Here is a 21,945-nt window from a genome sequence, read left to right as displayed (position 1 = left end):
ATCATTCTTGTTTTTCTGTATCCCAACCAATTACGCAACGCTGTTTTGACAGCTTATGCAAGTTATCCTGCACATCCATTCGTGTTTTCGCATTATCAAATGCATCCTTATAATTCTCCTTCAACTCGCGGCGTTTGATCGCTTCCAGAAACCTGCGCGCATCATCCTCATTTTCAAGCAGTAATTCGGGCACAACAGTGGGCTTATCATCATCTCCCTTGGCAACCATGGTTACGTAAGAAGTATTTGTATGCCTTTGCGTCCCGTTCCTCACATTCTCGGCAATCACCCGGATTCCAATGACCAGCGAAGTCCTCCCCACAAAATTTACGGACGCATGCAGCGAAACGAGGTCCCCGACTTCCACCGGCTCTAAAAAATCTACGCCATCCACAGAAACCGTCACACAATAGGTGCCGGCATGTCTCGCGGCACACGCATAGGCGACCTTGTCAATCAACGACAATAAGATGCCTCCATGTATTTTTCCGCCAAAATTAGCGTAAGACGGAATCATGAGTTCCGTTAAAGTGGTCTGTGAAAATCGAACTGAGCGAGGTTCCAAATGCTTGATGTTTGGTTTATTTTTTCAAATAAACGCTTTTTCCTGATTTAGCCGACTCCTTTGCCGCTTCTAATATTTCCACAACCGTCACATTCACCGGCAATCCGTACAAATCATTCTTTTCAAGCTTTAATCTGCCCTGGACTACATCGGCCAAAACCGAGAAAGGATCTGTAAATGGTGCAGGACGCGGATCGAGCTTAATCGTTTCTTCGGGTGTCTTTTCTGCCAGGCGTTGCCGGACAGTGGTGGGATTCACGGCAACCGCATAACCCTTATTTCCAAACACTTCCATGTCTTTCCGTGCGAAAGACCAGTTCCAGGAACCCTGAATGATACATTGTGCCTTAGGATATTGCAGAATGATGGATGCTTCATCATCCACTTCTTTGTAAATCTCCGGTTTATTCTGGTGCGTAACCGCCGTGACCGACAATGGCCGTTCGCCTTTCAAAAGCCATGTCATCAGATTGGCACCATAGCAGCCAAAATCAATTAATGCACCTGCTCCATTTTTCACAGGATCCGTCAGAATAGCCAGGAACTCTTTGCTGACACCAATTTCCTTCGGTCCCTGGTGACCATCGTTTACCATTACTTTCCTGATTTCGCCTAGTTTTCCCTGCTCCACCAAATCCCGGACGTGCTGGTTGCTCGCATACCAGGATGTTTCATAGTTTGTAAGCACCTGAATGCCATTCTGATCCGCCAGTTTCTGGATTTCTTTTGCGTCGGCAAATGTGGTTGCCAGCGGCTTTTCCACCATTACGTGGATTTTTTTCGGCGCACAGGCACGTACAACGGTAATGTGTTCATTTATTGCCCCAAATGCCGAAACCGCTTCCGGTTTGGCCTCGGCCAGCATTTTATTTAAATCCGTAAAGAAGAGCTTTTTGTCCAGCTTGTATTTGGTCATGAACAAGTTAACGAGGTCGGGATTGGTTTCATAAATGCCCACAATTTCAATATCCTTCTTATCCGAACGGTTGAAAACCCAGCCGACGTGGCCGTGACTCAGCCCGGCGACCGCGATTTTTAAAGGTGCTTGTGCCATGGATTGAATGCTAAAAAGTGCTAATAAACAAAGCAGCAATGTTTTCATATTCGATTTGGTTTAGGATAACTTATCAATAATGTCTTTGATCACCTCTTGCAGATAAGCACCATTATAAGGGCCATACCAGCTCATGGTTTTGGTTTCGTAAAGGTCTTTATCAAAATGCTTGTCGTGCGTAATGTAGCCGATATAACCTCCGTTAAAGCTGGTAACCATTAAGTTAAGCCCTTTTGTCTTTGCATAGGCATCCAATCCCGCGACCAATTCGCCCGAAAAATCACACGGCATGCCAACCATGAGAATGTTGCCGATCCGTAATGCTTTTACAAACACCGGATAATCGCCAAAAGCCTTTTTAAAAACCCAGGACCTCAGGTTAATGTTCATCGTTAGCCTGGGCGACGGGTCGCGCAATGGTAATGGCAATGTGATCGCCTGCAACATTGCGCCACTTGATTTTTCCTTAATTGCTGAATCAGATAACAATGCTTTTTGCACACCATATGCCTGATTTTTAAGCTCATCAAAATCGTCTGAGCCCTTCTCGATCGGCCCCATGCTGCCCACTGCACCGGCCATGTACATGGCAAAGTCATATCTTCCCTTTTCAAGAGAATCTACCAGCACCCCAGGATAATCTCTGGACAAAACAATGTTGCCCGAATTCAAAATCGTCGAATGTGCTGCATAGGAGCTCAAAATTGCCTTTTTTCCGCTTTTTGTAACAAATGCGGCCGAACGGATCTCAGGATCGACCTCTCCATCCTCTCCTACCAGCCTGTTTCGGATATCAATGTTATCAACCGACTCCATATAAGTCAGTGAAACCGGTTCAAGCTTGGCTTTTGCTTGCACAATGGCCTGGAAAATAGCATCCGCAAGGCGCTCAACCGTGGCCGGGTTATATTCTCCCGAAAAAAACAGAGAAGAAATCCCCGTTCCCCATCCGCCTACACTATTATGGCTATGTGTTGCGCCAAAAAAGACCTGATTAAAGGGAATTTCCTTCTCAGTAAGCCTCGATTGCAATAGCTTGATCACAGTAGGAGGCATAATAAGGAGGTCGGCGGCGATAATTGCGGCCTGGGTTCCACCATTGTCAATAACCATTGCCCGGACATAAACGGAGTCATGAACGGCAGTGTATAATTTGCCCCGACGTTTGCCGTAACCCGCTGTGGGTGTGGGCAATGGAGGTGTAATATTCACCTTTGCCCAGCCTGCCTGCAACTGCCCCGAGGAACCCAATGTATCTATTTTAACATTACTAATCTGTTTTTTCCATTGACCATAATACGGCATTTCTTTATACGGCGTGTTGTCCATTGTCGTGATCATGGTGGCAATTGTCAGTATCAATAGTAATACGATCACCCCGATGATGCGCAGGAAAATTCGAAGGAATCTCATTAATTGAATGTGGGAGGTTAGGTTACCAATATGCAAAAGGAGCAAACATTTGTTTTATCCTCATTATAAAAAAACCCGACATTCCGTGACGGCTGATGTCGGGCATTGTCCCGGACTAACCGGGTAAACTGTATGATTTAAGATTGTTTAACCAATTGAATGTTGGCAATCAGTTTTACATCTTCTCCGATGACCAATCCTCCGGAATCGGTCAATTGCATGTAATTAAGGCCGAATTCCTGACGGCTGATCCTGCCTTCCACTTCAAAACCAATCCTGAGTTTCCCATCCGCATCACGCTCGGCACCGCCATATTCTGCATCCAGCTCGATAGGCTTTGTAATGCCTTTTAATGTAAGCAACCCGGAGAGCTTGTAATTATCGCCTTTCACCTTATGAAAGTAATTGGACTGAAAAGTGATATGCGGGAATTGTTCTGCATCAAAAAAATCTGCCGACCTTAAATGCGCATCGCGCAAATCGACCTTCGTGTCGATACTGCTTACATCCAGCGAGAAGTGAATTTCAGCGTTTTCGAAGTTATTCAGGTCCGAAGTTGCGCCGCCTTCGAAGTTGTTAAAGGAGCCTGTAATGGTGGAAATGACGAGGTGTTTAATCTTAAACTGTACTTCCGAATGTACCGGGTCTACGATCCATTTTGTAACTGACATAGATAAAGAATTTAGATTCTACAAAAACTGCAGACGGGAACGTCCCGATGCTGTTATTAATCCTAAAATTAGCATTCCTGACGTATAAACGTCCATTAAAATGTTTTAATTCGGTCCGTAATGCATGTTTAAACGAAAATAATGGCACGTAATTTTTAACTCACTCGTTGTCATAACATTTACCAAATATATTAAATCGACTCATACATGAAAATGAAGGGAAGAAGCATATTCACGTATGACGTGTATGCGCCCACAACCGTAACGACCATGTTACGCCCCCGCAGACAAGAAGGCCAGTCTATCATTCAGGAAGGTTTCAACATTGAGCCGTCCGTTCCTTTTTCAGAATACACCGATATATACGGCAATCCGTGCCAGCGTACAATCCTGCCGGTAGGCAGGGTGACAATTACGACCGAAGTTCAGGCGCAGGTGAGCGCAACGAAGTCCATTCCAAGTCCGCCGCCAACATTCATGCTGGTTGGCGATTTGCCTGACGAAGTGATGCATTACATCCTGCCAAGCCGTTATTGCGAGTCGGACCTGCACGAAATCAATATGCTTGTAATGAACATCGCAGGCAATCTGGCACCTGGTTATGAGCAAGTTGAAGCGATCCGGACCTGGATTCATCAGAATGTAAAATATCAGTACGGCGTAACCGATTCCAGCACGACAGCACTGGATGTGGCGCGCAATCGTATAGGCGTATGCCGTGATTTCACCCACCTGGCCATCGCCTTGTGCCGTAACCTATGCATCCCGGCCAGAATGACCGTTGGCTATCTGGACAGGCTTAAAGTAATGGATTTGCACGCCTGGTTCGACGTATACATCGGTGGACAATGGTATACATTCGACGCGGTGCAGGAAAAAACAGATGGATACAGAATCGAAATCGCCCACGGCCGCGACGCCGCGGATGTAGCGATGGTAACGCAGTACGGCAATGCTACATTGCAATCGCTGCATGTGGAAACGGAGCTTTTGGAGCCGGAGACTGGCAACTGATATTTATCAATTGACTTGTCACCCTGAGCGGAGTCGAAGTGCGTTGCTGCTAGCAGTAGCGCCCTTCGGCTCCGCTCAGGGTGACAGGGGATGTTATCTTTAAATAACCCCCAACCCCTTCCCTACCTTCGTAAACGCCGCGACAGCCTTTTCCAGATGTTCTTGCTCGTGCCCGGCGGAAATCTGAACGCGGATGCGGGCTTTGCCCTGCGGGACGACGGGATAGAAGAAACCGATCACGTAGATACCTTCTTCCAATAATTGCGAAGCGAATTCCTGCGCAAGTTTCGCATCGTAAAGCATGATTGGTACGATCGGATGTTCCCCTGGTAAGATATCGAAACCGGCCTCTGTCATGGCTTTGCGGAAATAGGCTGTGTTTTTTTCCAGCTTATCGCGCAGTGCCGTTGATGAAGAAAGCAGATCCAGCACTTTGATGGATGCGCCAACAATGGATGGTGCAAGTGTATTGGAGAATAAATAAGGCCTTGAACGCTGGCGCAGAATCTCGACAATTTCCTTTTTAGCGGCTGTAAAACCACCCGACGCACCGCCCAACGCTTTTCCGTATGTGCCGGTAATGATGTCAATCCGGCCCATAACATTGCGGAATTCGTGCGAGCCGCGGCCCGTTTTACCCATAAAACCCGATGCGTGACATTCGTCGATCATGACCATGGCATTGTTTGCCTCGGCCAGGTCGCAGATCTTGTCGAGCTGCGCGATGGTTCCGTCCATGGAGAATACGCCGTCAGTTACGATCAGGATTCTGCGGCTTCCGGCTGCGTCTTTAAGTTGCTGTTCCAAATCGGCCATATCATTGTGCTTGTAGCGAAAACGTTTCGCTTTACACAGCCTGATGCCGTCAATTAAGGAAGCGTGATTCAGTTCGTCGGAGATAATAGCGTCTTTTTCGTTTAGTAATGGTTCAAAAACGCCGCCATTGGCGTCGAATGCTGCTGCGTAGAGAATGCAGTCTTCCATGCCTAAAAAAGCAGCGGTTTTGCTTTCCAACTCTTTATGAATGTCCTGCGTTCCGCAAATAAAACGAACCGATGACATACCAAATCCGTGTGTGTTAATGGCTTCTATACCAGCCTTAATTACCTCAGGATGAGAAGAAAGTCCCAGGTAATTGTTTGCACAAAAATTTAGCACATCCTTTCCATCGGTTGCGATCTTAGCGGCCTGTGGCGTAGTGATAACCCTTTCTTTTTTGTATAAACCGGCTGCCTTAATGGCTTCCAGCTCCTGATGCAGTTCTTCCTGAATGCTAGCGTTCATAAATCTGATTTTTTAATGTTGATATGTAATCGCTTTTCAGCTTTTAACGGATTGATATTTTTTCTTCAATTCAAAAATCATTTCCTCCGTCATTTTATCCAAATTATAAGCCGGACGCCAGCCCCAGTCTTTCCTGGCTTGCGAATCGTCAATTTGTGCAGGCCATGATTCGGCAATCTTCTGGCGGAAATCAGGCTTATAGGAAATTTTAAAATCTGGGATAATCTTGCCAATGCTTGCTGCTACTTCTTCCGGGGAAAAACTGATTCCAGCGAGATTGTAACTCGTTCGTACCGTGATTTTATCCTTAGGTGCTTCCATTAAACGCACGGTTGCGTCCATTGCATCACTAATGTATATCATCGGAAGTGTTGTTTTGGCTTCCAGAAAACATTCAAACGCTTCTCCCTGAACGGCCTTGTGGTAAATGTCAACGGCATAATCCGTGGTCCCGCCGCCCGGCATAGACTGGTAACCGATGATGCCCGGATATCTCAGCGACCGGATATCCATTCCATATCTTTGAAAATAATAATTCGACCAGTTTTCACCGGCTGCTTTGCTAATTCCGTAAACCGTCGCCGGATCCAGATAGGACCATTGCTCTGCCTTCGTATCCACATTATCCCCAAAAACCGCGATAGAACTTGGGTAAAAAACCTTTGCAACATTATTTTCCCGAGCTGCTTCCAGAACATTAAAATAGGTTTGCATGTTGATATGCCACGTTTTCAATGGCTCCTGCTCACCCTTCGCAGACAGGATTGCAGCCAGGTGATAGATCTGGGTGACCTTGTATTTTTTTACCAATGCAGCCAGGGCATTGCCATCTGTTGCATCCAGTTTTTCGAAAAGCCCGGTTTTATACTCGGGCAGCCTGATGTCTGAGGCAACTACTTTTTCAACTCCGTAAATCTCTCTTAAATATTCTACAAGCACCGAACCAATTTGTCCGTTCGCACCAATCACTAATATGCATTCTGATTTCATGACAAGCCTGTTTTGATAAAGCATTAATCACTTGCAATTTCCCGAATTCGGATAATAAACTCAATGTTTGACCCTATTGACAGGAAATGTTCCTGCACTATCATAGATTCAAAGAAAATATTACTTTTAAACTTCACTAAGCTTTCGGCTCACAGTAAATATTCTTGCACCATGGAACAGTTGGACAAAATTGATACCAAGATCCTGCGCATCTTGCAAAAAGACGCGAAAAAGACGACCAAAGAAATCGCTACAATGCTAAATCTGACGGTGTCGCCGATCTATGAAAGGATAAGAAGATTGGAAAGCCTGGGATATATCAAACATTACGTGGCGATCCTGGACAAGAAGCTGATCAACCGGCAGGTAACGACTATCTGCCAGGTTTCCATGCGTTACCATAATGAGGCTTTTATCGAAAAATTCGAGCAGGAAATCCAGAATTTGCAGGAAGTTCAGGAATGTTATCATATGGCCGGACAAGTTGACTTTTTGTTAAAAATCAACGTCGCCAGTCTGGACGACTACCACGACTTCGTCAAATACAAACTTTCCAAAATCGACAACATTGGCGTGCTCAACAGCACATTTGTACTCAAAGAAATCAAGCATACATCAGAATTTTACATCTGATCAAAGGCTGCTTTTGCCAACGTTGAAAGAAAGCGTTTTGCTTCCGGAGACTCCGGAAGGCGTAATGCCCTGGATTACAACCTGATAACGCCCAGTCTGATCGGAAGTGTAGAAATCTAGCTTTGCCTTTCCGGAAGCGTCAGTGGTAATGTTCGGTGCCCAATGTAAAAGGTTTCTGAAATCCGGAATGCGGCTGTCGGCATTGCCTTTGTCGTACCGGGGCGAATAAAATTCGCGTTGCACCTGCACGCCTTCATAGGGGATAACCGTCACCTTTGGATCCAGCTCAAAGCCCGCCAGATCATTGCGATAAGTCGAAAAGCTGGCAATTCCGGTAAAAGTCATCGGCCCAAGGAAGTAGCGGGAGTTCAAAACTTCTATTTTTTTGATCTTCAAAGGATCCATTTCCATGATCTTGTCTGTGTCGAAGATCGGAATGCCGTCCAGCAACACCAGCGGATCGGTGGTGTAAAATGTGTTCGGAAGCAGCTTATCCACCATGCGGAAATGGAATTCCTTTTGTCTCTTTCTAACAAGCACACCACGCACATATTCCCTCAAAACCTCCTCCATAGTAGGAAAACGGGTGAAATCATCGAGGAAATACTTTTCATCCGGCACGCCAAAAAACGCAACAGAATCGGCTAATGTAGCTTTTTGTTCCACCACCACAGGCGGCAGGAACACATTGGCCGTCTGCATGTTAATGGCCCGGGTAAGCAGCTGGTTTTCCCAGGTTTTGCTAAAAACGAACGGCGCCAGCGGCCTGGTGGCATATTGTTTGAAAAATGGACTCGCTATCTCGATACGATGCGTGGAATCCATGTTCAGGTTGGTCTGCAGAGTAATTTCTTTTGGCCCTGTGAATTTCCTGACTTCATACATAACATTGCCTTTCTGATCACTTTGGGCAACATATAACCGCGCCGGAAAGTCGAGCGCTGCGAGATATGTGTCAACGCCTTTGGCTGGAGTGCTGTCAATTTTGTTGATAACCCTGCCCTGGATCAAATGACCATCAAACTCCGGCAGGAATTCGAACGGAACGGCCTGGCCTACGAACACATTTTCCCACTTAAACCGGCGCCAGCCGTGTGTGAGCATTAAGTTGTCCAGCTGCCTGTCCGTATCGGCATTGTTGTTTGAAAAATAATATTCGGGAGATTCGACACTGCCTTTTAGGTCCGAAGAAAGCCACAAATGGCTTGTAATGTCCGATTGCGGCTGGCTAACGATGGAATCTGCCAAATAAACGGCGACAGAGACATTGGCCAGTTCCGATGCTCTGGCGGAAGAGACGGCCGCAGAGATGTCCATATTCACTTTTTCCCTTGTTACAAAGGCATTTTTAATCGTTGCTTCAATGGCCAGCTCTTTCGCCGGTCTTTTGAAATACAACCTTTCACAAAGTGGTTTCAGTTTTTCATTGAAGATCGTAATGTGCGAAATCCCTTCTCCGAGTTTGGATTTGTCCAGAACAAAAACTGCCTTGTTATTTTTCAGATATTTCCGGTCCGCAGATGCATTAAGCTGCCGCGTGTGGCTCATGAGATAAACCGGCACGGGCTCATCGCTTACAACCGTTGCCGTTACAGTGACTTTCAGCAGGTTATTGGTAGAATCTTTCAGCTGCATAACATATCCCCTTTCCTCCGCTTTGGGCAGCGGGAAAGTGAACTGCTGTCCCTTACCATCTTTTATGACTGCATTGTAGGTGGTGCCGGATTCGGGTTTTAATGTAAAAAACCCAATCCCATTCTTTTCAGGCTGAAACTTGGTAATGCTTTCGTTCTGGCTGTTGACAATGTCGCCTGTAAAGCTGATGCCAGTGCCCTCCTTTCCAATGGCCCTGAATGCGACTTTACTTTCAATTCCCTGGACTAAATATCCGCCTTCGGGAAAAAACTGCACGTCATATTTTTCGGCTTCTTTTGCCAACCTGTCCGGATCGAAGCGCACAAATGGATTCACGATGGAGATGGAAGATTCAAAGAAATATTCAGGACCGTAATTCTTCATCCAGTTGGTATAGCAACGCACTTTATATTTTCCGCTCGCGATTGTAGACGGGATGAGGATAGAGCCATCTCCTTTGCCCTCTGCTAATGAGAATTTCGTTTGTATCAATGCATTGTTTTCAGCATCAAGTACTTCCAGATATGCGACTTTGCTCACATCCACAAACTGATGCGAGGATGCATTTAAATTATAAGCCTTAAACCAGATCGTTTCCCCGATGAGATACAAAGGGCGATCGAGATGGACATACATTTTTTCCTGCAACGCCTTTTCGGCATATAAGCCAAACCTATACTGAATCGACTTGACCATAGCGTCGTCCTGCGCCTTCGCGGATAAAGCGGCACAGAGCAGCACATAGCAATAGAATAAAATCCGTTTCATAAAATTATATGATCATTAAAATATCATTTCCAGAAAGATGGTCTTGTGGTTGTTCCGCCTTGTGCCCGGCAATCGGCACAATCTTCGGAAGAACTCAAAATAAAAGTGCTTCCCCCTGCATCTATATATGAATTCAGCAGCACACCGTAGGATTTGTAAGCATCGTCTGGCGTGAGCGTATCTGGCGCAAGGCACATCGGCGAACGACCGAGTGCGGGCGTCATAAAAATGCGCTGTTTTTGTTCTGTAACCGCGCTGAAATAACCAAAAACAAGCTCCTTGGGATCTCCTGTATTCTTAATGTTGCCTGTAACCTGCGAAGGTTGTGGGTCAAAAAGACTTCCGGTTCCCTGCGTTGTCTTTGAAAGATCTGTCCAATATTCAAATGCCTCCCGTGACAATGCATACTGCCTGACCAGAATGCTGTATTTAATAAAGAGCTTATTTGTAGAGATATCAATGATATTGATCGGCAGATCTTTGATTATATCCTGATTCAACTTTATTGTTGAACCCAACTTAATGTCCCTGGATTCCAATGTGTTCCAGCATGTACTGATATCGTCCCGCCGCGGAATAATTTCGCCTGCCTCCGTATCACGCACCAAACCTGAAAAATAAGCACTCTTGTACTCAAAAGTTTCTTCAAATTTCCACCGGTAAAACCGCGTGTTGTTTGCAGGATCGTGTGTGTTTACATAAATGATCATTGCATTTCTTCTCAAATCCAGCTTGTAGGTCAAACTGTCAATAGGAGGTGTTTGCGTCACAACCACATAATCGGATAAATATTCCCTGCCGTTCGACCGGCGAATGTGCAGGCGATATTTGGTGGTCATGTTAAAATTTACCGGCGGCAAAAGATAAACACCTTGCCCTTTTTCTTCAAATTCATATTTTTCCCCACTTTCCGCATCCACTGAAATCCGCGCGCCGCCTTCCACGACAGGCCGTGTATCATCATTTGTATTCTGCGTGTTCCGTAATGTGATCCTGCTGGTGTCACTTCCCACATTAAGAAATCCGTCGACAACCAGAAAACTCTCTGTATTAGTCACTTCCGGCGGAGAAAACGGCTCAATGCAGCCGTATATGATCAGGATTAGTGCAAGAAAAACCGCAGACTGATAACACCAATGCATTTTTTTAACAGAAAACCATTTCCGTGTGACCATGTTAAAATCTGAAATTATAAGTGATGGTCGGGATAGGTTGTCCAAAAATAGAAAGCTGGTAACCGCTTACCTTGCCGCCTACGGTCTGAAAATAAACGGAAGTTGGATTTTTGCGGCCCAGTACATTGTATACGGCCAGCGTCCAGGAACTGTGTGCCAGCTTTTTAATCCTGTGATTGCCTTCCAGGTTCAGCGAGACGTCTGTACGGTAATAATCCGGGATCCGGAACTGGTTTCTGTCTGCATAATAAACGCGTTGCGATCCATCGATCAGGTATTTCCCGATCGGCGGCGTGTACGGCCTTCCTGTGCTGTATGTAAAATTGAATGAAAAGCTTACGCGGTGCGAGAACCTGTAATTGGAAATCAATGTAAAATCGTGCGGCTTATCATAGTTACTTGGATAGAAATTGCCATCATTAGGCGCGTCCGGGGAATCGCGGTCAATGGCCCGCAGCAATGTCCGGGCGTATGTATAGCCCAGCCAGCCATTGAGCTTACCGGTCATTTTCTTGATCATAAATTCAACCCCATATGCCTTGGCTTTGGTATTCAGCACGGCGGCTTCAATGTTGTGATTCATAATCAGCGAATCTCCGCCTTTGTAATCCAGGAAGTTTTGAATGTTTTTATAATAACCTTCCAGTGAAACCTCGATCTTATTCCCCCTGAAATTCCGATATAACCCCACCGAGATCTGATCGCCGATTTGTGGCTTTACATAATTATCGCTGAGCTTCCAGATGTCCGTCGGCGAAACCGTCATGGTGTTGGTCAGCAAGTGGATATACTGGCGCAATGTATTGTAACTCACTTTCAGCGAAAGATTGTCAAAGACGCTGTAACGCACCGACGCACGATATTCCGGGCCGCCGTAGGACTTGATTTTCTTACCCGAGCCATATTGCTTTACACCATTTTGATAAATATATTCAATCGGAAGGCCTGGCACATAAGTATTTACATTTCTTGGCCCCAAATATTGGTAAAATGAATAACGGATCCCGGCAGTGATCGACAGCCTTGGGTTAACCTCAAATTTATCTTCAATGTAAATGGCGCTTTCGGTGCCTTGCTCAGCTTCCAGCACATCCGGAACGATCAGTGATTCAGTTCCTTTCGGCTGAAATGAGCCGGGATGCAGCTTGTAGTAAATGGTGCTCAGTCCAAAATCCAATGTATGTTTGGGATGCAGGACATAGCTCAGATCGGCCTTGAAATTGGATTGGTTAATGTCAAATTTGAGATCAAAAGAATTAAGCGGCAGACCCGCAGCCCCCATCGCATACTGGTATTTTGTGTGGGCAGCCGTGAAAACACTGTATAACCTGTTATTAAATGTATGTTTCCATTTCAATGATCCCAGCTGGTTCTGATACGTGTAAAGTGTATCGCCATACAGCCTGAACCGGTCGTCGCTAATGTATCCGGTCAGAAATAAGCTGTTCTTTTCATTGATTTCGTGGCTTATATGGAGGTTTACATCATAAAAAGAAGCCGAGCTCTTATTATAATTCTCATTATCCAACCTCTTGATCAGCCAGCTACTATAAGTGGACCGGCCGCCGAGTAAGAAGGAGGTTTTGTCTTTAACCAATGGCCCTTCCAATGTTAACCGGCCTGTTACCAAGCCAATTCCACCCGATGCCATAAACTTTTTCTTATTCCCATCCCGGCTGCTGATATCCAGAACCGACGCCAGCCTTCCCCCGAACTTGGCAGGGATCGTGCTTTTGTAAAGCTCCACGTCTTTTAATACATCCGGGTTAAATGCGGAGAAAAACCCGAAAAGGTGGGACGGATTATAGATAACGGCATCATTATACTGGATCAGATTCTGGTCGGTTGAGCCACCGCGAACATTCAGTCCTGTGCTGTTTTCACCCACCGACTTGATACCCGGCAATGTCAGCACTGTACGCAGCAGATCCGTTTCCCCAAACACGGTTGGCACTTGTTTCAGGTTTTTAATGGTCAGCTTAACCGTTCCCATTTGTGTCCCTACTACATTCTTATCCATCCCCGCTTTTACCGAAACTTCCTTCAACGCGATCACACTTTCACGCATCTCCACGTCCAGCTTTCCATCGGAATACAGCATTACCTGGCGTTGTGTTTCGCGCATTCCGGTGCTCTTAATGTGTACAATCTGCTTTCCACGCGGGATGGTGAGCGCGTACAGGCCGAGCGCATCCGTAGTAACGCCAATGGAAGGTGATGTGATGAACACCGCCGCACCGATCACCGGCTCGCCGGTAACCGCATTCCGCACGTAGCCGGTTATGGTTGAGTTTCCAGGGATTATGCGGTGTTTTTTGATGCCTATTTCGTGTAATTTGCTTTCAGCGGTTGAGAGCAGTCGTTCTTTCGCATCGTTTTCCGGACCGGAATAAGCGATGGTTCCGTTGTCACCAGCCAGATCCGGCTCAAAAAGCCCGGGCGTGAGTTGCGTAATGATCCGCTGGCCCTGGGTAATGTAAATGCGTTTTTGCGCATCAATGGAATATTCAAATTCCGAGCCCTTAAAAACCTGGTCGAGCACTTCGCGGATGGCGAGATCTTTAACGTTGAGATCCAGCGTAAGGCTGTCAAATTTGGAGGCGTCGTAGTAAAAATAGTAGCCCGTTTGGCTCTCGACCTGTTTTACGAAGTCATTGAAGCGCGCTGAATCCAGGCGCATGGTGATTTTCTTTTCCGGTGCCGACTGTGCGTAAGCATCTCTGGAAAACAACCCGACACTGAATAAGATCATTAAGGGTAAAAGTATTTTCATTGTTTGGCTAGTTTGTCGTAAGTGTCGACAATGGTGACGATGGCAGTTTCCCTGTTTTTCCTGAACTTAATTCTTTGATCTTTAAGCACTTTACGCAACTCCCTTTTGTATTCAGGAAACAGATTCAGCGCCGACTTTTTGGAACTGACGCCATAGTAACGGTCGCCTTTCATGATGAAGAAGTTATTTTTCTGGGGATATAATGCGATCACCATTTTATCCACGATCTTTTCCTGGCGCTGTTTTACCCGGCGGACGATTGTACGCGATTTACCTTCGTACAAGACATCATAAAACCCGGTGCGCATTTGTTCATTAATGTCCTTACCGGCCTCATATCGCACGAAATTGTGGTTGTCCACTTTGAAATAGTCAACCTTTTCGGATTGCAGAAGGATGTGATCGCCGTTGAAATGTTTGATTATGAGCTCATCTTTAAAGATGTCGTAAAGCATGGGGATGCTGTCAAAGCGCTGGCCGTCGTACATGATGACGCCGTTGTGCCATTTTCTGAACTCAAAAAACTGATGTTCTTCCGACCGGTTGTCGTAAACGTAATATTGCCGGCCATTATATAGGTTCTGAGACTGGCTGGTGGCCTCCTTGTACATGGCGATCGGATATGCGGTCTCTTTGGCCTCGGCTACGCCACCATTTTGCCCGAAAGACTGGAATGCGAGACAGGAAAGAAGAAAAATAGTAAAGGTACAAATGCGCATGTATGGCCGGTTTGTTATGCTTAGTACGAAGTAGAGCTAACGAATTGTTGCAGTGGAGTATGCTGAAAAGGATGTGAACATAAGTTACATACTACATTCCAAATTTATTCAAATTAATTAGATTTCGATGTTATACATAACAAGTTTTAAATATAAATATTCCTGGCAAATTTATCCGTTCTTATGGAATCTCCTAACTTTGGAAACAGTTTACTTCCACACTTTCTGCTTACACATAAAATCGCTTTATGAAAATTTTAATTACCGGAGGAGCCGGTTTCGTAGGTTCCGCATTAGCCATATCCCTGAAAGTTAATTATCCTGATTACCAGGTTTATGCACTGGATAACCTTAAACGCAGGGGTTCCGAGCTCAATTTGAGCCGACTGAAAGCGCAGGGCGTTGAATTCGTGCATGGCGATATCAGGAATAAAGAAGATTTTGACTCGGTCCCGGCGGTTGACGTGGTGATCGAAGCTTCTGCCGAACCTTCGGTTCTGGCTGGCCTGGACGGCACACCCGATTATCTGATTAATACCAACCTGGTTGGGACCATTAACTGCCTTAATTATGCATTGAAGCATAAAGCTGGCTTTATTTTCCTTTCCACGAGCCGGGTTTATCCGATCAAAACCATTGAAACATTAAACTTCGTTGAAGAGCCTACGCGTTTTGCGTTGTCGGACGACCAGCCTGTTGCCGGTGTTTCGTCCAAAGGGATTGCGGAAGATTTCCCATTGAATGGTGCGCGCTCTTTATATGGTACGACCAAACTGGCTTCTGAGCTTATTATCCAGGAATACAACGAGTTTTATAATCTTAAAACAGTTATTAACCGCTGCGGCGTGATCACAGGTCCCTGGCAGATGGGCAAAGTGGATCAGGGCGTGATGGTGCTTTGGATTGCAAAACATTATTTTGAACAACAACTGGGCTACTTTGGCTACGGCGGAACTGGTAAGCAAATCCGTGACATGTTGCACGTGGCAGACCTTTACCGCCTGATCGACTGGCAGTTGCACAACCTTGATAAAGTTAACGGAGAGATCCTGAATGCAGGCGGCGGACTGGAAAGCAGTGCATCCTTGCAGGAGTTAACGAAAGTCTGTCAGGAAGTTACCGGCAAAACGATCCCTATTAAAGTAGTGCCCGAAAACCGCACCGCCGACATCCGGCTTTACGTAACGGATAACACGAAAGTAACAGCACTTACAGGCTGGAAACCCGAAATCGGCATCCGCCAGATCGTCGAGGACATTGCAGCGTGGCTCGCGGAGAATGAGAAAGATTTGGCACCAATATTGAAATAATTTTGAATGATTGAATGAGTGAATGACTGAATGTTTTAAAAAACGAGTATTCACTCATTCACTCATTCACTCATTCACTCACTCACTCATTGAATCTTGAAAATCATCGAATGTCCGCGGGATGCCTGGCAGGGAGTTCATCGCTTTATTCCTACTGAGAAAAAGGCGTATTACATTAACCAGCTGCTTCGCGTTGGGTTTGATACCATTGACTTTGGGAGTTTCGTTTCTCCCAAAGCCATGCCTCAGGTGAGCGATACTGCGGAATTAATAAGCCAGCTGAATACAGCTGTTTCCACTACCAGGCTGCTTGCCATCGTTGCTAACGAGCGCGGCGCCATGGATGCATGCCAGTTTCCTCAGATCACAGACATTGGTTTTCCATTTTCCATTTCCGAAACTTTTCAGATCCGTAATGCCAATTCCACGATTGCAGAATCGTTGGAAAGAGTGAAGCGCATTGCAGCTTTGGCTGAGGACAATGGGAAAACTCTTGTTATTTATATTTCAATGGGTTTTGGAAATCCGTACGGAGACGCCTGGAATGCTGAAATTGTATTTGAGAATATTGAAACGCTGGCCCAATTCGGCATCCGTACATTTTCACTGGCCGATACTGTGGGCGTAGCGCAGGAAAGCGACATTAAGAATGTATTTTCACAAATGCTGGCGCTCCGGCCTGATCTGGAATTTGGGGCACATTTTCATACAACACCTGGTCAATGGCGGGAGAAAGTTGCAGCAGCATATGAAGCAGGCTGCCGGCGTTTTGATGGCGCAATGCTGGGTTACGGCGGTTGTCCCATGGCGCAGGACGAGCTCGTAGGAAATATGCCGACCGAAAATCTGGTGGAATTTGCAAAAGAAAAAAAAGAACTGCTCAGTCTGGATTTGCAGGCTTTGCAAAACGCTCGTGAGCAGTTCCTTCAATTGGTATAAATGTCTATTGACCTGAAAATTTACGTTTTACAATCGCCAACAGCGCTGTAACCGCCTCTCCATTCACATCCCAGGCATATTTGGACGCATAACGATGCCAGATCAGGTTTTGCGCTTCTTCAAAACTTTTCACCATATCCAATTCATAAATGGCTTTGTCGAAATGCTCACTGTTTTTGTCAAAAAGCTGATTAACAAACATGAAGCGCTGTCCCAAGGGAATAGAACCCGCAATGCTTTCCACCTTCACAGGAACGCTTCCGTATGACTTGTCTTCATCATGTTTAGGAAGCTCCACTTTGTAGCGGCTGTTGAGGCTGTCTTTTTCGGTAGAATTTGTTTTAGCGATAATTTCACCGATCACTGCCGAAGCAGGTTCTGCGCGTGGCGGCGCAGGCTTAGCAGGTGCGTCCAGCTCATTGAATGCTGAATCGAAGAATGATCTCGATTCATTTCTTCCGCTCGTTGATGTATTTCTACCACTTTCAGAAATGCGAAGATCTGATAGATTGAGCGGGAAAACATCTGAGAATTGCAGCAAATAAGGATCCAAATCGTCGATCAGGTCCGGATTGCCTTTTAATTCGTATAACCAGCTAACGGCTTGGGTCTGATAAACCGAATTTGAGCCACTGTCTGTCAGGCGGGCTAACATCGCTTCTGCCAGTCCACGGTGAATGTGGGTATATTTAACAAGATGCTCTGCCTTTTCATGCGTAAACTCCGCATCCTGCTTTTCCCTGATTTTATCCTCGAAATAACTTTCCGGAGCCAGTAATAACCTGAGCGCGTCCTTCACAGAGTCCGATAATATGGGTTCCAGGTCGGCCCGTTTCACAGCGATATGTTGCGAAGCCGTGTTCATAAAATCTTCCAGTGCCTTTTTTACCTCTTCATTGGTAAAATCAAAATAAGGGCTCCGAAACTGTTCTGCGTTACTTCTCCAGGCGTCAAATAACCGGTTCAAAATTCCAAGGTTTACTTGTCTTACGGGCGTGAGTTTCAGTAATCCGGCTCCTGAGATCGTATCCTGGTCCCGGTACATCTCATTTAAGATCGTTGTGGTGAACCTGGCAGCGTATTGGTTGAGTGCAATTAAATTCAAATTATCCGGCATAACGAATAAGAGCTTTTGATAACGTCTGTGTTTAAAAAAAATGTGCTTGATTTGTAAAGATAAAGAAATTTGCCTGTTCGGCAGCCCCGTATCCCGTCAAACATGTTCATAGAACCATCGCATAGGAAAGAAAACGAGAGTCCGCGAACCGGCTGGATCGAAGTGATCTGTGGATCAATGTTTTCCGGAAAAACGGAGGAATTGATCCGCAGACTGAACCGCGCCAAAATAGCCCGGCAACGGATACAAATTTTCAAGCCTGCGTTGGATAAACGCTATCACGAGGAGAACATTGTTTCTCATAATGACAATTCGATCCGCTCTATTCCTGTCCAGACATCCCTTGAAATCCTGGGCCGGGCCGAAAACTGTGAGGTGGTCGGCCTGGATGAAGCGCAATTTTTTGATGAGAAAATTGTGGAGGTATGCACCTTGCTGGCGGACTCCGGCAAGCGGGTGATCGTGGCGGGGCTGGATATGGATTATATGGGAAAACCATTCGGATGCATGCCCCAGCTGATGGCTGTCGCGGAATATGTAACCAAAGTGCACGCCATTTGCATGGTCTGCGGGGAAGTTGCCTCCCATTCCTACCGGCTTTCCCCGTCTAACGAACGCGTTTTATTAGGCGAAACCGATCTTTATGAAGCACGGTGCCGCCGCTGCTTTAATTTGGGTGAACGAGTATGAAGACCAGGAAATGGCTTATTGCTTCTCTGGCGCTGAATGCACTTCTGATCGTGTCAATTTGCGTTTTCTCATACATTTATCGTGATAAGATTATGCAAAGATTTGTTGCCATGAAAGGAAATCCGACCATTGTCATGTACGGAAATTCGATCACCGCACAGGGAAAATGGACCGCATTACTGGACCGAACGGATGTCCTGAACAACGGACTGCCCGGCATGAGCACTTATCATTTCCTGCAATTGCTTCCCACACATGTTGTTAACCTGCATCCGAAGATATGTTTTGTAAAAGGCGGCATTAATGACATTACAGTCGGCGTTTCGCAGGAGCGAATGCAAGGTTACTATAAGGCTATTCTTGACAAAATAAAAGAAAGCAAAATCATCCCCGTTGTCACGCTTACTGTCTATGAGCAAAATGATCCCGTTAGCAAAAAGGAAGTAGATACATTAAACGACTTCCTGATTAAATATTGCGAGAAAAACGAAGTGGATTACATTGACCTCAATCAGTTTATTTCAGATTCAAAGGGGTTGAAAGCTGAGTATGCTGTTGATAAAACACATTTGAACGAGAAGGCTTATGAGATCTGGGCACGGGAGATTAGGAAGGTTTTGAAGGAAAAGGGAATTTGATCAAACATATAAATAAAAACGGCCGCTTCTTTCGAAACGGCCGTTTTTGGTATGCTATCTTAAATCCTAAACATTAACCTGGTTCATCACCTCGGTTTGCTTGCGGATTGATTCCATGTGAACAAGTTTGAAAAGCTCGTCAACAAGGTTTGGATACAAATTCATGCTTTTACCCCATCCTGCGCGTGTTTCCAAAACTTCACGGAAACGGTCAACCTGGTAAGCTGCAACATTGTTATCGCGTTTGTATTCAGCCAATTTCTCAACCAAAGCCATGCGGTTTGCCAATGTTTCAAGCATTTCGCGGTCCAGGTTGTCAATTTTGCCACGAATGATCTCTAATTGAGATTGGTAATCGCTGCCGTAAGACTCTTTACGAACGTGCAGGTCATGCAACATTTGACCAAGGGCAGCTGGCGTCAACTGCTGAGCAGCATCAGACCAAGCTTTGTCCGGCTCGCGGTGTGATTCGATGATCAGACCTTCATAGTTCAAATCAAGCGCACGTTGTGCCAATTCATACAAGTAAGCACGTTTTCCGGCCATGTGGCTTGGATCACCGATAACAGGCAATTCAGGGAAAAGTGTTTTCAATTCGATTGCAATGTTCCACATTGGGGAGTTACGGAACTTCGTTTCCTGAGCGTTCGAGAAACCACGGTGGATTGCACCCAATTTCCTTACGCCAGCCTGGTTCAAACGCTCCAAAGCACCGATCCACAATTGCAGGTCAGGATTCACAGGGTTTTTCACCAAAACAGGAACATCAATGCCTTTCAAAGCATCCGCAAGTTCCTGAACATTGAATGGGTTCACGGTTGTACGAGCACCGATCCAAAGTATATCCACACCATATTTCAATGCTAATTCAATGTGCTGAGGATTTGCAACTTCAACAGCAACAGGCATTCCGGTTTGTTTCTTTACTTCCTGTAACCAGGGTAAAGCAGCTTCTCCCATGCCTTCAAAACTTCCTGGACGAGTCCTCGGTTTCCAAATTCCCGCACGGATTACGTGCGCAAATCCTTCCTCTTTGATCTGGATTGCGGTTTCTAACATTTGTTCCTCGGTCTCTGCGCTGCAAGGTCCGGCGATTACCAAAGGCTTACCTTCGGTATTGATCCAACTGCTTAACGGAAGGATATCTAAAGAAGCATTCATATTCAAAAACTTGTCCTTAATAAAAAATGATAATTGTAATATTTTGATCCGGTGTTATGCGTATTTCTGGGATTGACGTACATTTGATATAACAAAAGTCAATCAACTTCTTAATGCGTACTACTTTCTTCCAGTGATTTTAAGCAAAAACACTAAACTTTCACTTAGGAAAAACGTATAATTAAAAAATGGCATATCCTTCTCCAAAAGACGAAATACCTGTATTTTTTGAAGATACTTCCGTCGCATTTGCATCAAAATCAGACGCTCAACTACGGAAAACTTACTGGTTATTCAGCCTCATGAATCAGGCTCGAGTGGTAAATTTAGGCACTTTTTTTATAAAGCTTGCACTAAAACTTCACTTACCGATAAAAAATGTTATCCGTCTTACCATTTTTGAACAATTCTGTGGCGGTGAGACGATTAGGGACTGCGATCCAACCATTTCATTGCTCGGCCGGTCGGGCATTGGCACCATCCTGGATTACTCGGTGGAAGGTGAGGACGACGAAGCAAGCTTTGATGCTACAACGAATGAAATCCTGAAAACGATCGATAAGGCGGCTTCCTCGGAAACGATCCCTTTTTCCGTGTTCAAGATTACGGGTGTTGCTTCCGCGGATCTGCTGGAAAAAATCCAGCGTAATGAGGAGCTTACAAGCGAGGAAGAGGCCGCATATGCCCGCATTCAGGAGCGTGTGGAGACATTATGCCGCCATGCACATGATAAGAACGTCCGCATTTTTGTGGATGCGGAAGAAAGCTGGATCCAGGGCATCATCGACGACCTGACCTACCGAATGATGCAAAAATTCAACCGCGAAAAAGCCATCGTTTACAACACATACCAACTTTACAGGCATGATACGCTGGAAGGATTAAAAAGTGCTTATCTCGCGGCACGGCAGAAAGGCTATTTCCTTGGCGGAAAGCTCGTTAGGGGTGCATATATGGAAAAAGAGCGGCTCAGGGCGAGAGAAAACGAATATTTTAATCCTATCCATGTTTCGAAGGAAGCAACGGACAGCGACTACAACGCAGCCATCGATTTCAGTTTGGACCACATTGAACACATTTCGATCTGCCTGGGCACACATAATGAATACAGCTCGCAATACTGCGCTGCCAAGATGAAAAAGCAGGACATCAGCCGGAATGATGACCGGATCTGGTTTGCACAATTGCTGGGCATGAGCGATAACATTTCCTTTAATTTGTCGAAGGCGGGATATAATGTTGCCAAGTATGTTCCTTACGGCCCAATTGACGCTGTTTTGCCTTATCTGATCCGTCGTGCAGAGGAAAACACCTCTATTGCGGGCCAGAGCAGCAGGGAGTATCTGCTGGTTAAAAGTGAATTGAAGAGAAGGGGAATCGGTTCTTTATAAGTAAC

The 21,945-nt window shown here is 45.6% G+C and carries 19 protein-coding genes; 7 read left to right on the top strand and 12 right to left on the bottom strand.

Annotation, left to right across the window (positions count from 1 at the left end; all coding sequences use genetic code 11):
- Window position 1: 1 nt before the first annotated feature.
- From LZG74_RS03310 to LZG74_RS03295, 4 genes are all read right to left on the bottom strand, one after another.
- Window positions 2-517 carry an acyl-CoA thioesterase gene (locus tag LZG74_RS03310; RefSeq protein ID WP_233795187.1) on the bottom strand — a complete coding sequence of 172 codons (516 nt, stop codon included), beginning with the start codon at window positions 515-517 and terminating at the stop codon, window positions 2-4.
- 64 nt (window positions 518-581) lie between these two features.
- Entirely contained in the window at window positions 582-1,667 is a 1,086-nt protein-coding gene (locus LZG74_RS03305) for a Gfo/Idh/MocA family protein (protein WP_233795186.1), read from the bottom strand.
- Between the two features lie 12 nt (window positions 1,668-1,679).
- Complete coding sequence (locus LZG74_RS03300; RefSeq protein ID WP_233795185.1) at window positions 1,680-3,032, bottom strand: neutral/alkaline non-lysosomal ceramidase N-terminal domain-containing protein; 1,353 nt, start codon at window positions 3,030-3,032, stop codon at window positions 1,680-1,682.
- A gap of 137 nt (window positions 3,033-3,169) precedes the next feature.
- On the bottom strand, window positions 3,170-3,703 hold the full coding sequence (locus LZG74_RS03295) for a YceI family protein (RefSeq protein WP_233795184.1): 534 nt from the start codon (window positions 3,701-3,703) through the stop codon (window positions 3,170-3,172).
- 207 nt (window positions 3,704-3,910) lie between these two features.
- Here LZG74_RS03295 and LZG74_RS03290 point away from each other — a divergent pair, with 207 nt between their 5' ends.
- A complete protein-coding gene (locus LZG74_RS03290) occupies window positions 3,911-4,717 on the top strand; it encodes a transglutaminase family protein (RefSeq protein WP_233795183.1) in 807 nt (268 codons plus the stop codon).
- Between the two features lie 99 nt (window positions 4,718-4,816).
- On the opposite strand, the gene kbl is transcribed toward LZG74_RS03290, so the two are convergent.
- Both kbl and LZG74_RS03280 read right to left on the bottom strand, forming a co-directional pair.
- Window positions 4,817-6,001 carry a glycine C-acetyltransferase gene (gene kbl, locus LZG74_RS03285; RefSeq protein WP_233795182.1) on the bottom strand — a complete coding sequence of 395 codons (1,185 nt, stop codon included), beginning with the start codon at window positions 5,999-6,001 and terminating at the stop codon, window positions 4,817-4,819.
- Between the two features lie 36 nt (window positions 6,002-6,037).
- The gene (locus tag LZG74_RS03280; protein WP_233795181.1) at window positions 6,038-6,991 is read right to left on the bottom strand and encodes an NAD-dependent epimerase/dehydratase family protein; all 954 of its coding nucleotides are present in this window, start codon (window positions 6,989-6,991) and stop codon (window positions 6,038-6,040) included.
- 171 nt (window positions 6,992-7,162) lie between these two features.
- On the opposite strand from LZG74_RS03280, the gene LZG74_RS03275 reads away from it, so the two are divergent.
- Window positions 7,163-7,624, top strand: a complete 462-nt coding sequence (locus tag LZG74_RS03275) for an Lrp/AsnC family transcriptional regulator (RefSeq protein WP_026631284.1) — start codon at window positions 7,163-7,165, stop codon at window positions 7,622-7,624.
- On the opposite strand, the gene LZG74_RS03270 is transcribed toward LZG74_RS03275, so the two are convergent.
- From LZG74_RS03270 to LZG74_RS03255, 4 genes are read right to left on the bottom strand one after another with little or no spacing between them, the layout of a single operon-like run.
- Complete coding sequence (locus tag LZG74_RS03270; RefSeq protein WP_233795180.1) at window positions 7,625-10,027, bottom strand: hypothetical protein; 2,403 nt, start codon at window positions 10,025-10,027, stop codon at window positions 7,625-7,627. It abuts the gene before it with no gap.
- A gap of 23 nt (window positions 10,028-10,050) precedes the next feature.
- The gene (locus tag LZG74_RS03265) at window positions 10,051-11,169 is read right to left on the bottom strand and encodes a DUF4249 domain-containing protein (protein WP_233795179.1); all 1,119 of its coding nucleotides are present in this window, start codon (window positions 11,167-11,169) and stop codon (window positions 10,051-10,053) included.
- 34 nt (window positions 11,170-11,203) lie between these two features.
- The gene (locus LZG74_RS03260) at window positions 11,204-13,975 is read right to left on the bottom strand and encodes a TonB-dependent receptor (RefSeq protein ID WP_233795178.1); all 2,772 of its coding nucleotides are present in this window, start codon (window positions 13,973-13,975) and stop codon (window positions 11,204-11,206) included.
- Window positions 13,972-14,694 carry a hypothetical protein gene (locus LZG74_RS03255; RefSeq protein WP_233795177.1) on the bottom strand — a complete coding sequence of 241 codons (723 nt, stop codon included), beginning with the start codon at window positions 14,692-14,694 and terminating at the stop codon, window positions 13,972-13,974. Before LZG74_RS03255 ends, LZG74_RS03260 begins: the two co-directional genes overlap by 4 nt.
- A 248-nt stretch (window positions 14,695-14,942) precedes the next feature.
- On the opposite strand from LZG74_RS03255, the gene LZG74_RS03250 reads away from it, so the two are divergent.
- Window positions 14,943-16,004 (top strand): NAD-dependent epimerase/dehydratase family protein, encoded by a 1,062-nt coding sequence (locus tag LZG74_RS03250; protein ID WP_233795176.1) that lies wholly within the window; start codon window positions 14,943-14,945, stop codon window positions 16,002-16,004.
- A 96-nt stretch (window positions 16,005-16,100) separates the two neighbouring features.
- Window positions 16,101-16,943: a hydroxymethylglutaryl-CoA lyase gene (locus LZG74_RS03245; protein WP_233795175.1), complete on the top strand. Its 843-nt coding sequence runs from the start codon at window positions 16,101-16,103 to the stop codon at window positions 16,941-16,943.
- 4 nt (window positions 16,944-16,947) lie between these two features.
- On the opposite strand, the gene LZG74_RS03240 is transcribed toward LZG74_RS03245, so the two are convergent.
- Complete coding sequence (locus LZG74_RS03240; RefSeq protein WP_233795174.1) at window positions 16,948-18,060, bottom strand: hypothetical protein; 1,113 nt, start codon at window positions 18,058-18,060, stop codon at window positions 16,948-16,950.
- A 102-nt stretch (window positions 18,061-18,162) separates the two neighbouring features.
- Between LZG74_RS03240 and LZG74_RS03235 the strand changes: the two genes are divergently transcribed.
- Entirely contained in the window at window positions 18,163-18,750 is a 588-nt protein-coding gene (locus LZG74_RS03235; protein WP_233795173.1) for a thymidine kinase, read from the top strand.
- Window positions 18,747-19,388, top strand: a complete 642-nt coding sequence (locus tag LZG74_RS03230; protein WP_233795172.1) for a GDSL-type esterase/lipase family protein — start codon at window positions 18,747-18,749, stop codon at window positions 19,386-19,388. The genes LZG74_RS03235 and LZG74_RS03230 overlap by 4 nt, the downstream gene beginning before the upstream one ends.
- A gap of 66 nt (window positions 19,389-19,454) precedes the next feature.
- On the opposite strand, the gene LZG74_RS03225 is transcribed toward LZG74_RS03230, so the two are convergent.
- Window positions 19,455-20,549, bottom strand: a complete 1,095-nt coding sequence (locus LZG74_RS03225; RefSeq protein WP_233795171.1) for a chorismate mutase — start codon at window positions 20,547-20,549, stop codon at window positions 19,455-19,457.
- Between the two features lie 188 nt (window positions 20,550-20,737).
- Between LZG74_RS03225 and LZG74_RS03220 the strand changes: the two genes are divergently transcribed.
- On the top strand, window positions 20,738-21,940 hold the full coding sequence (locus LZG74_RS03220; RefSeq protein WP_233795170.1) for a proline dehydrogenase family protein: 1,203 nt from the start codon (window positions 20,738-20,740) through the stop codon (window positions 21,938-21,940).
- The last annotated feature ends 5 nt before the right edge of the window (window positions 21,941-21,945 follow it).

The sequence above is a fragment of the Dyadobacter sp. CY327 genome, from assembly GCF_021390415.1.
Taxonomy (GTDB): domain Bacteria; phylum Bacteroidota; class Bacteroidia; order Cytophagales; family Spirosomataceae; genus Dyadobacter; species Dyadobacter chenhuakuii.
The sequence above is the reverse complement of the archived record's forward strand: the minus strand, read 5'-3'. Positions and strand labels throughout refer to the sequence as shown.

Excerpts from the sequence above, each read along its gene's own strand:
- LZG74_RS03295 (WP_233795184.1), bottom strand. The coding sequence starts at position 3,703 with ATGTCAGTTACAAAATGGATCGTAGACCCGGTACATTCGGAAGTACAG.
- LZG74_RS03280 (WP_233795181.1), bottom strand. The coding sequence starts at position 6,991 with ATGAAATCAGAATGCATATTAGTGATTGGTGCGAACGGACAAATTGGT.
- LZG74_RS03255 (WP_233795177.1), bottom strand. The coding sequence starts at position 14,694 with ATGCGCATTTGTACCTTTACTATTTTTCTTCTTTCCTGTCTCGCATTC.
- LZG74_RS03230 (WP_233795172.1), top strand. The coding sequence starts at position 18,747 with ATGAAGACCAGGAAATGGCTTATTGCTTCTCTGGCGCTGAATGCACTT.
- LZG74_RS03300 (WP_233795185.1), bottom strand. The coding sequence starts at position 3,032 with ATGAGATTCCTTCGAATTTTCCTGCGCATCATCGGGGTGATCGTATTA.
- LZG74_RS03225 (WP_233795171.1), bottom strand. The coding sequence starts at position 20,549 with ATGAATGCTTCTTTAGATATCCTTCCGTTAAGCAGTTGGATCAATACC.
- LZG74_RS03265 (WP_233795179.1), bottom strand. The coding sequence starts at position 11,169 with ATGCATTGGTGTTATCAGTCTGCGGTTTTTCTTGCACTAATCCTGATC.
- kbl (WP_233795182.1), bottom strand. The coding sequence starts at position 6,001 with ATGAACGCTAGCATTCAGGAAGAACTGCATCAGGAGCTGGAAGCCATT.
- LZG74_RS03240 (WP_233795174.1), bottom strand. The coding sequence starts at position 18,060 with ATGCCGGATAATTTGAATTTAATTGCACTCAACCAATACGCTGCCAGG.
- LZG74_RS03260 (WP_233795178.1), bottom strand. The coding sequence starts at position 13,975 with ATGAAAATACTTTTACCCTTAATGATCTTATTCAGTGTCGGGTTGTTT.
- LZG74_RS03220 (WP_233795170.1), top strand. The coding sequence starts at position 20,738 with ATGGCATATCCTTCTCCAAAAGACGAAATACCTGTATTTTTTGAAGAT.
- LZG74_RS03305 (WP_233795186.1), bottom strand. The coding sequence starts at position 1,667 with ATGAAAACATTGCTGCTTTGTTTATTAGCACTTTTTAGCATTCAATCC.
- LZG74_RS03290 (WP_233795183.1), top strand. The coding sequence starts at position 3,911 with ATGAAAATGAAGGGAAGAAGCATATTCACGTATGACGTGTATGCGCCC.
- LZG74_RS03310 (WP_233795187.1), bottom strand. The coding sequence starts at position 517 with ATGATTCCGTCTTACGCTAATTTTGGCGGAAAAATACATGGAGGCATC.
- LZG74_RS03275 (WP_026631284.1), top strand. The coding sequence starts at position 7,163 with ATGGAACAGTTGGACAAAATTGATACCAAGATCCTGCGCATCTTGCAA.
- LZG74_RS03235 (WP_233795173.1), top strand. The coding sequence starts at position 18,163 with ATGTTCATAGAACCATCGCATAGGAAAGAAAACGAGAGTCCGCGAACC.
- LZG74_RS03250 (WP_233795176.1), top strand. The coding sequence starts at position 14,943 with ATGAAAATTTTAATTACCGGAGGAGCCGGTTTCGTAGGTTCCGCATTA.
- LZG74_RS03270 (WP_233795180.1), bottom strand. The coding sequence starts at position 10,027 with ATGAAACGGATTTTATTCTATTGCTATGTGCTGCTCTGTGCCGCTTTA.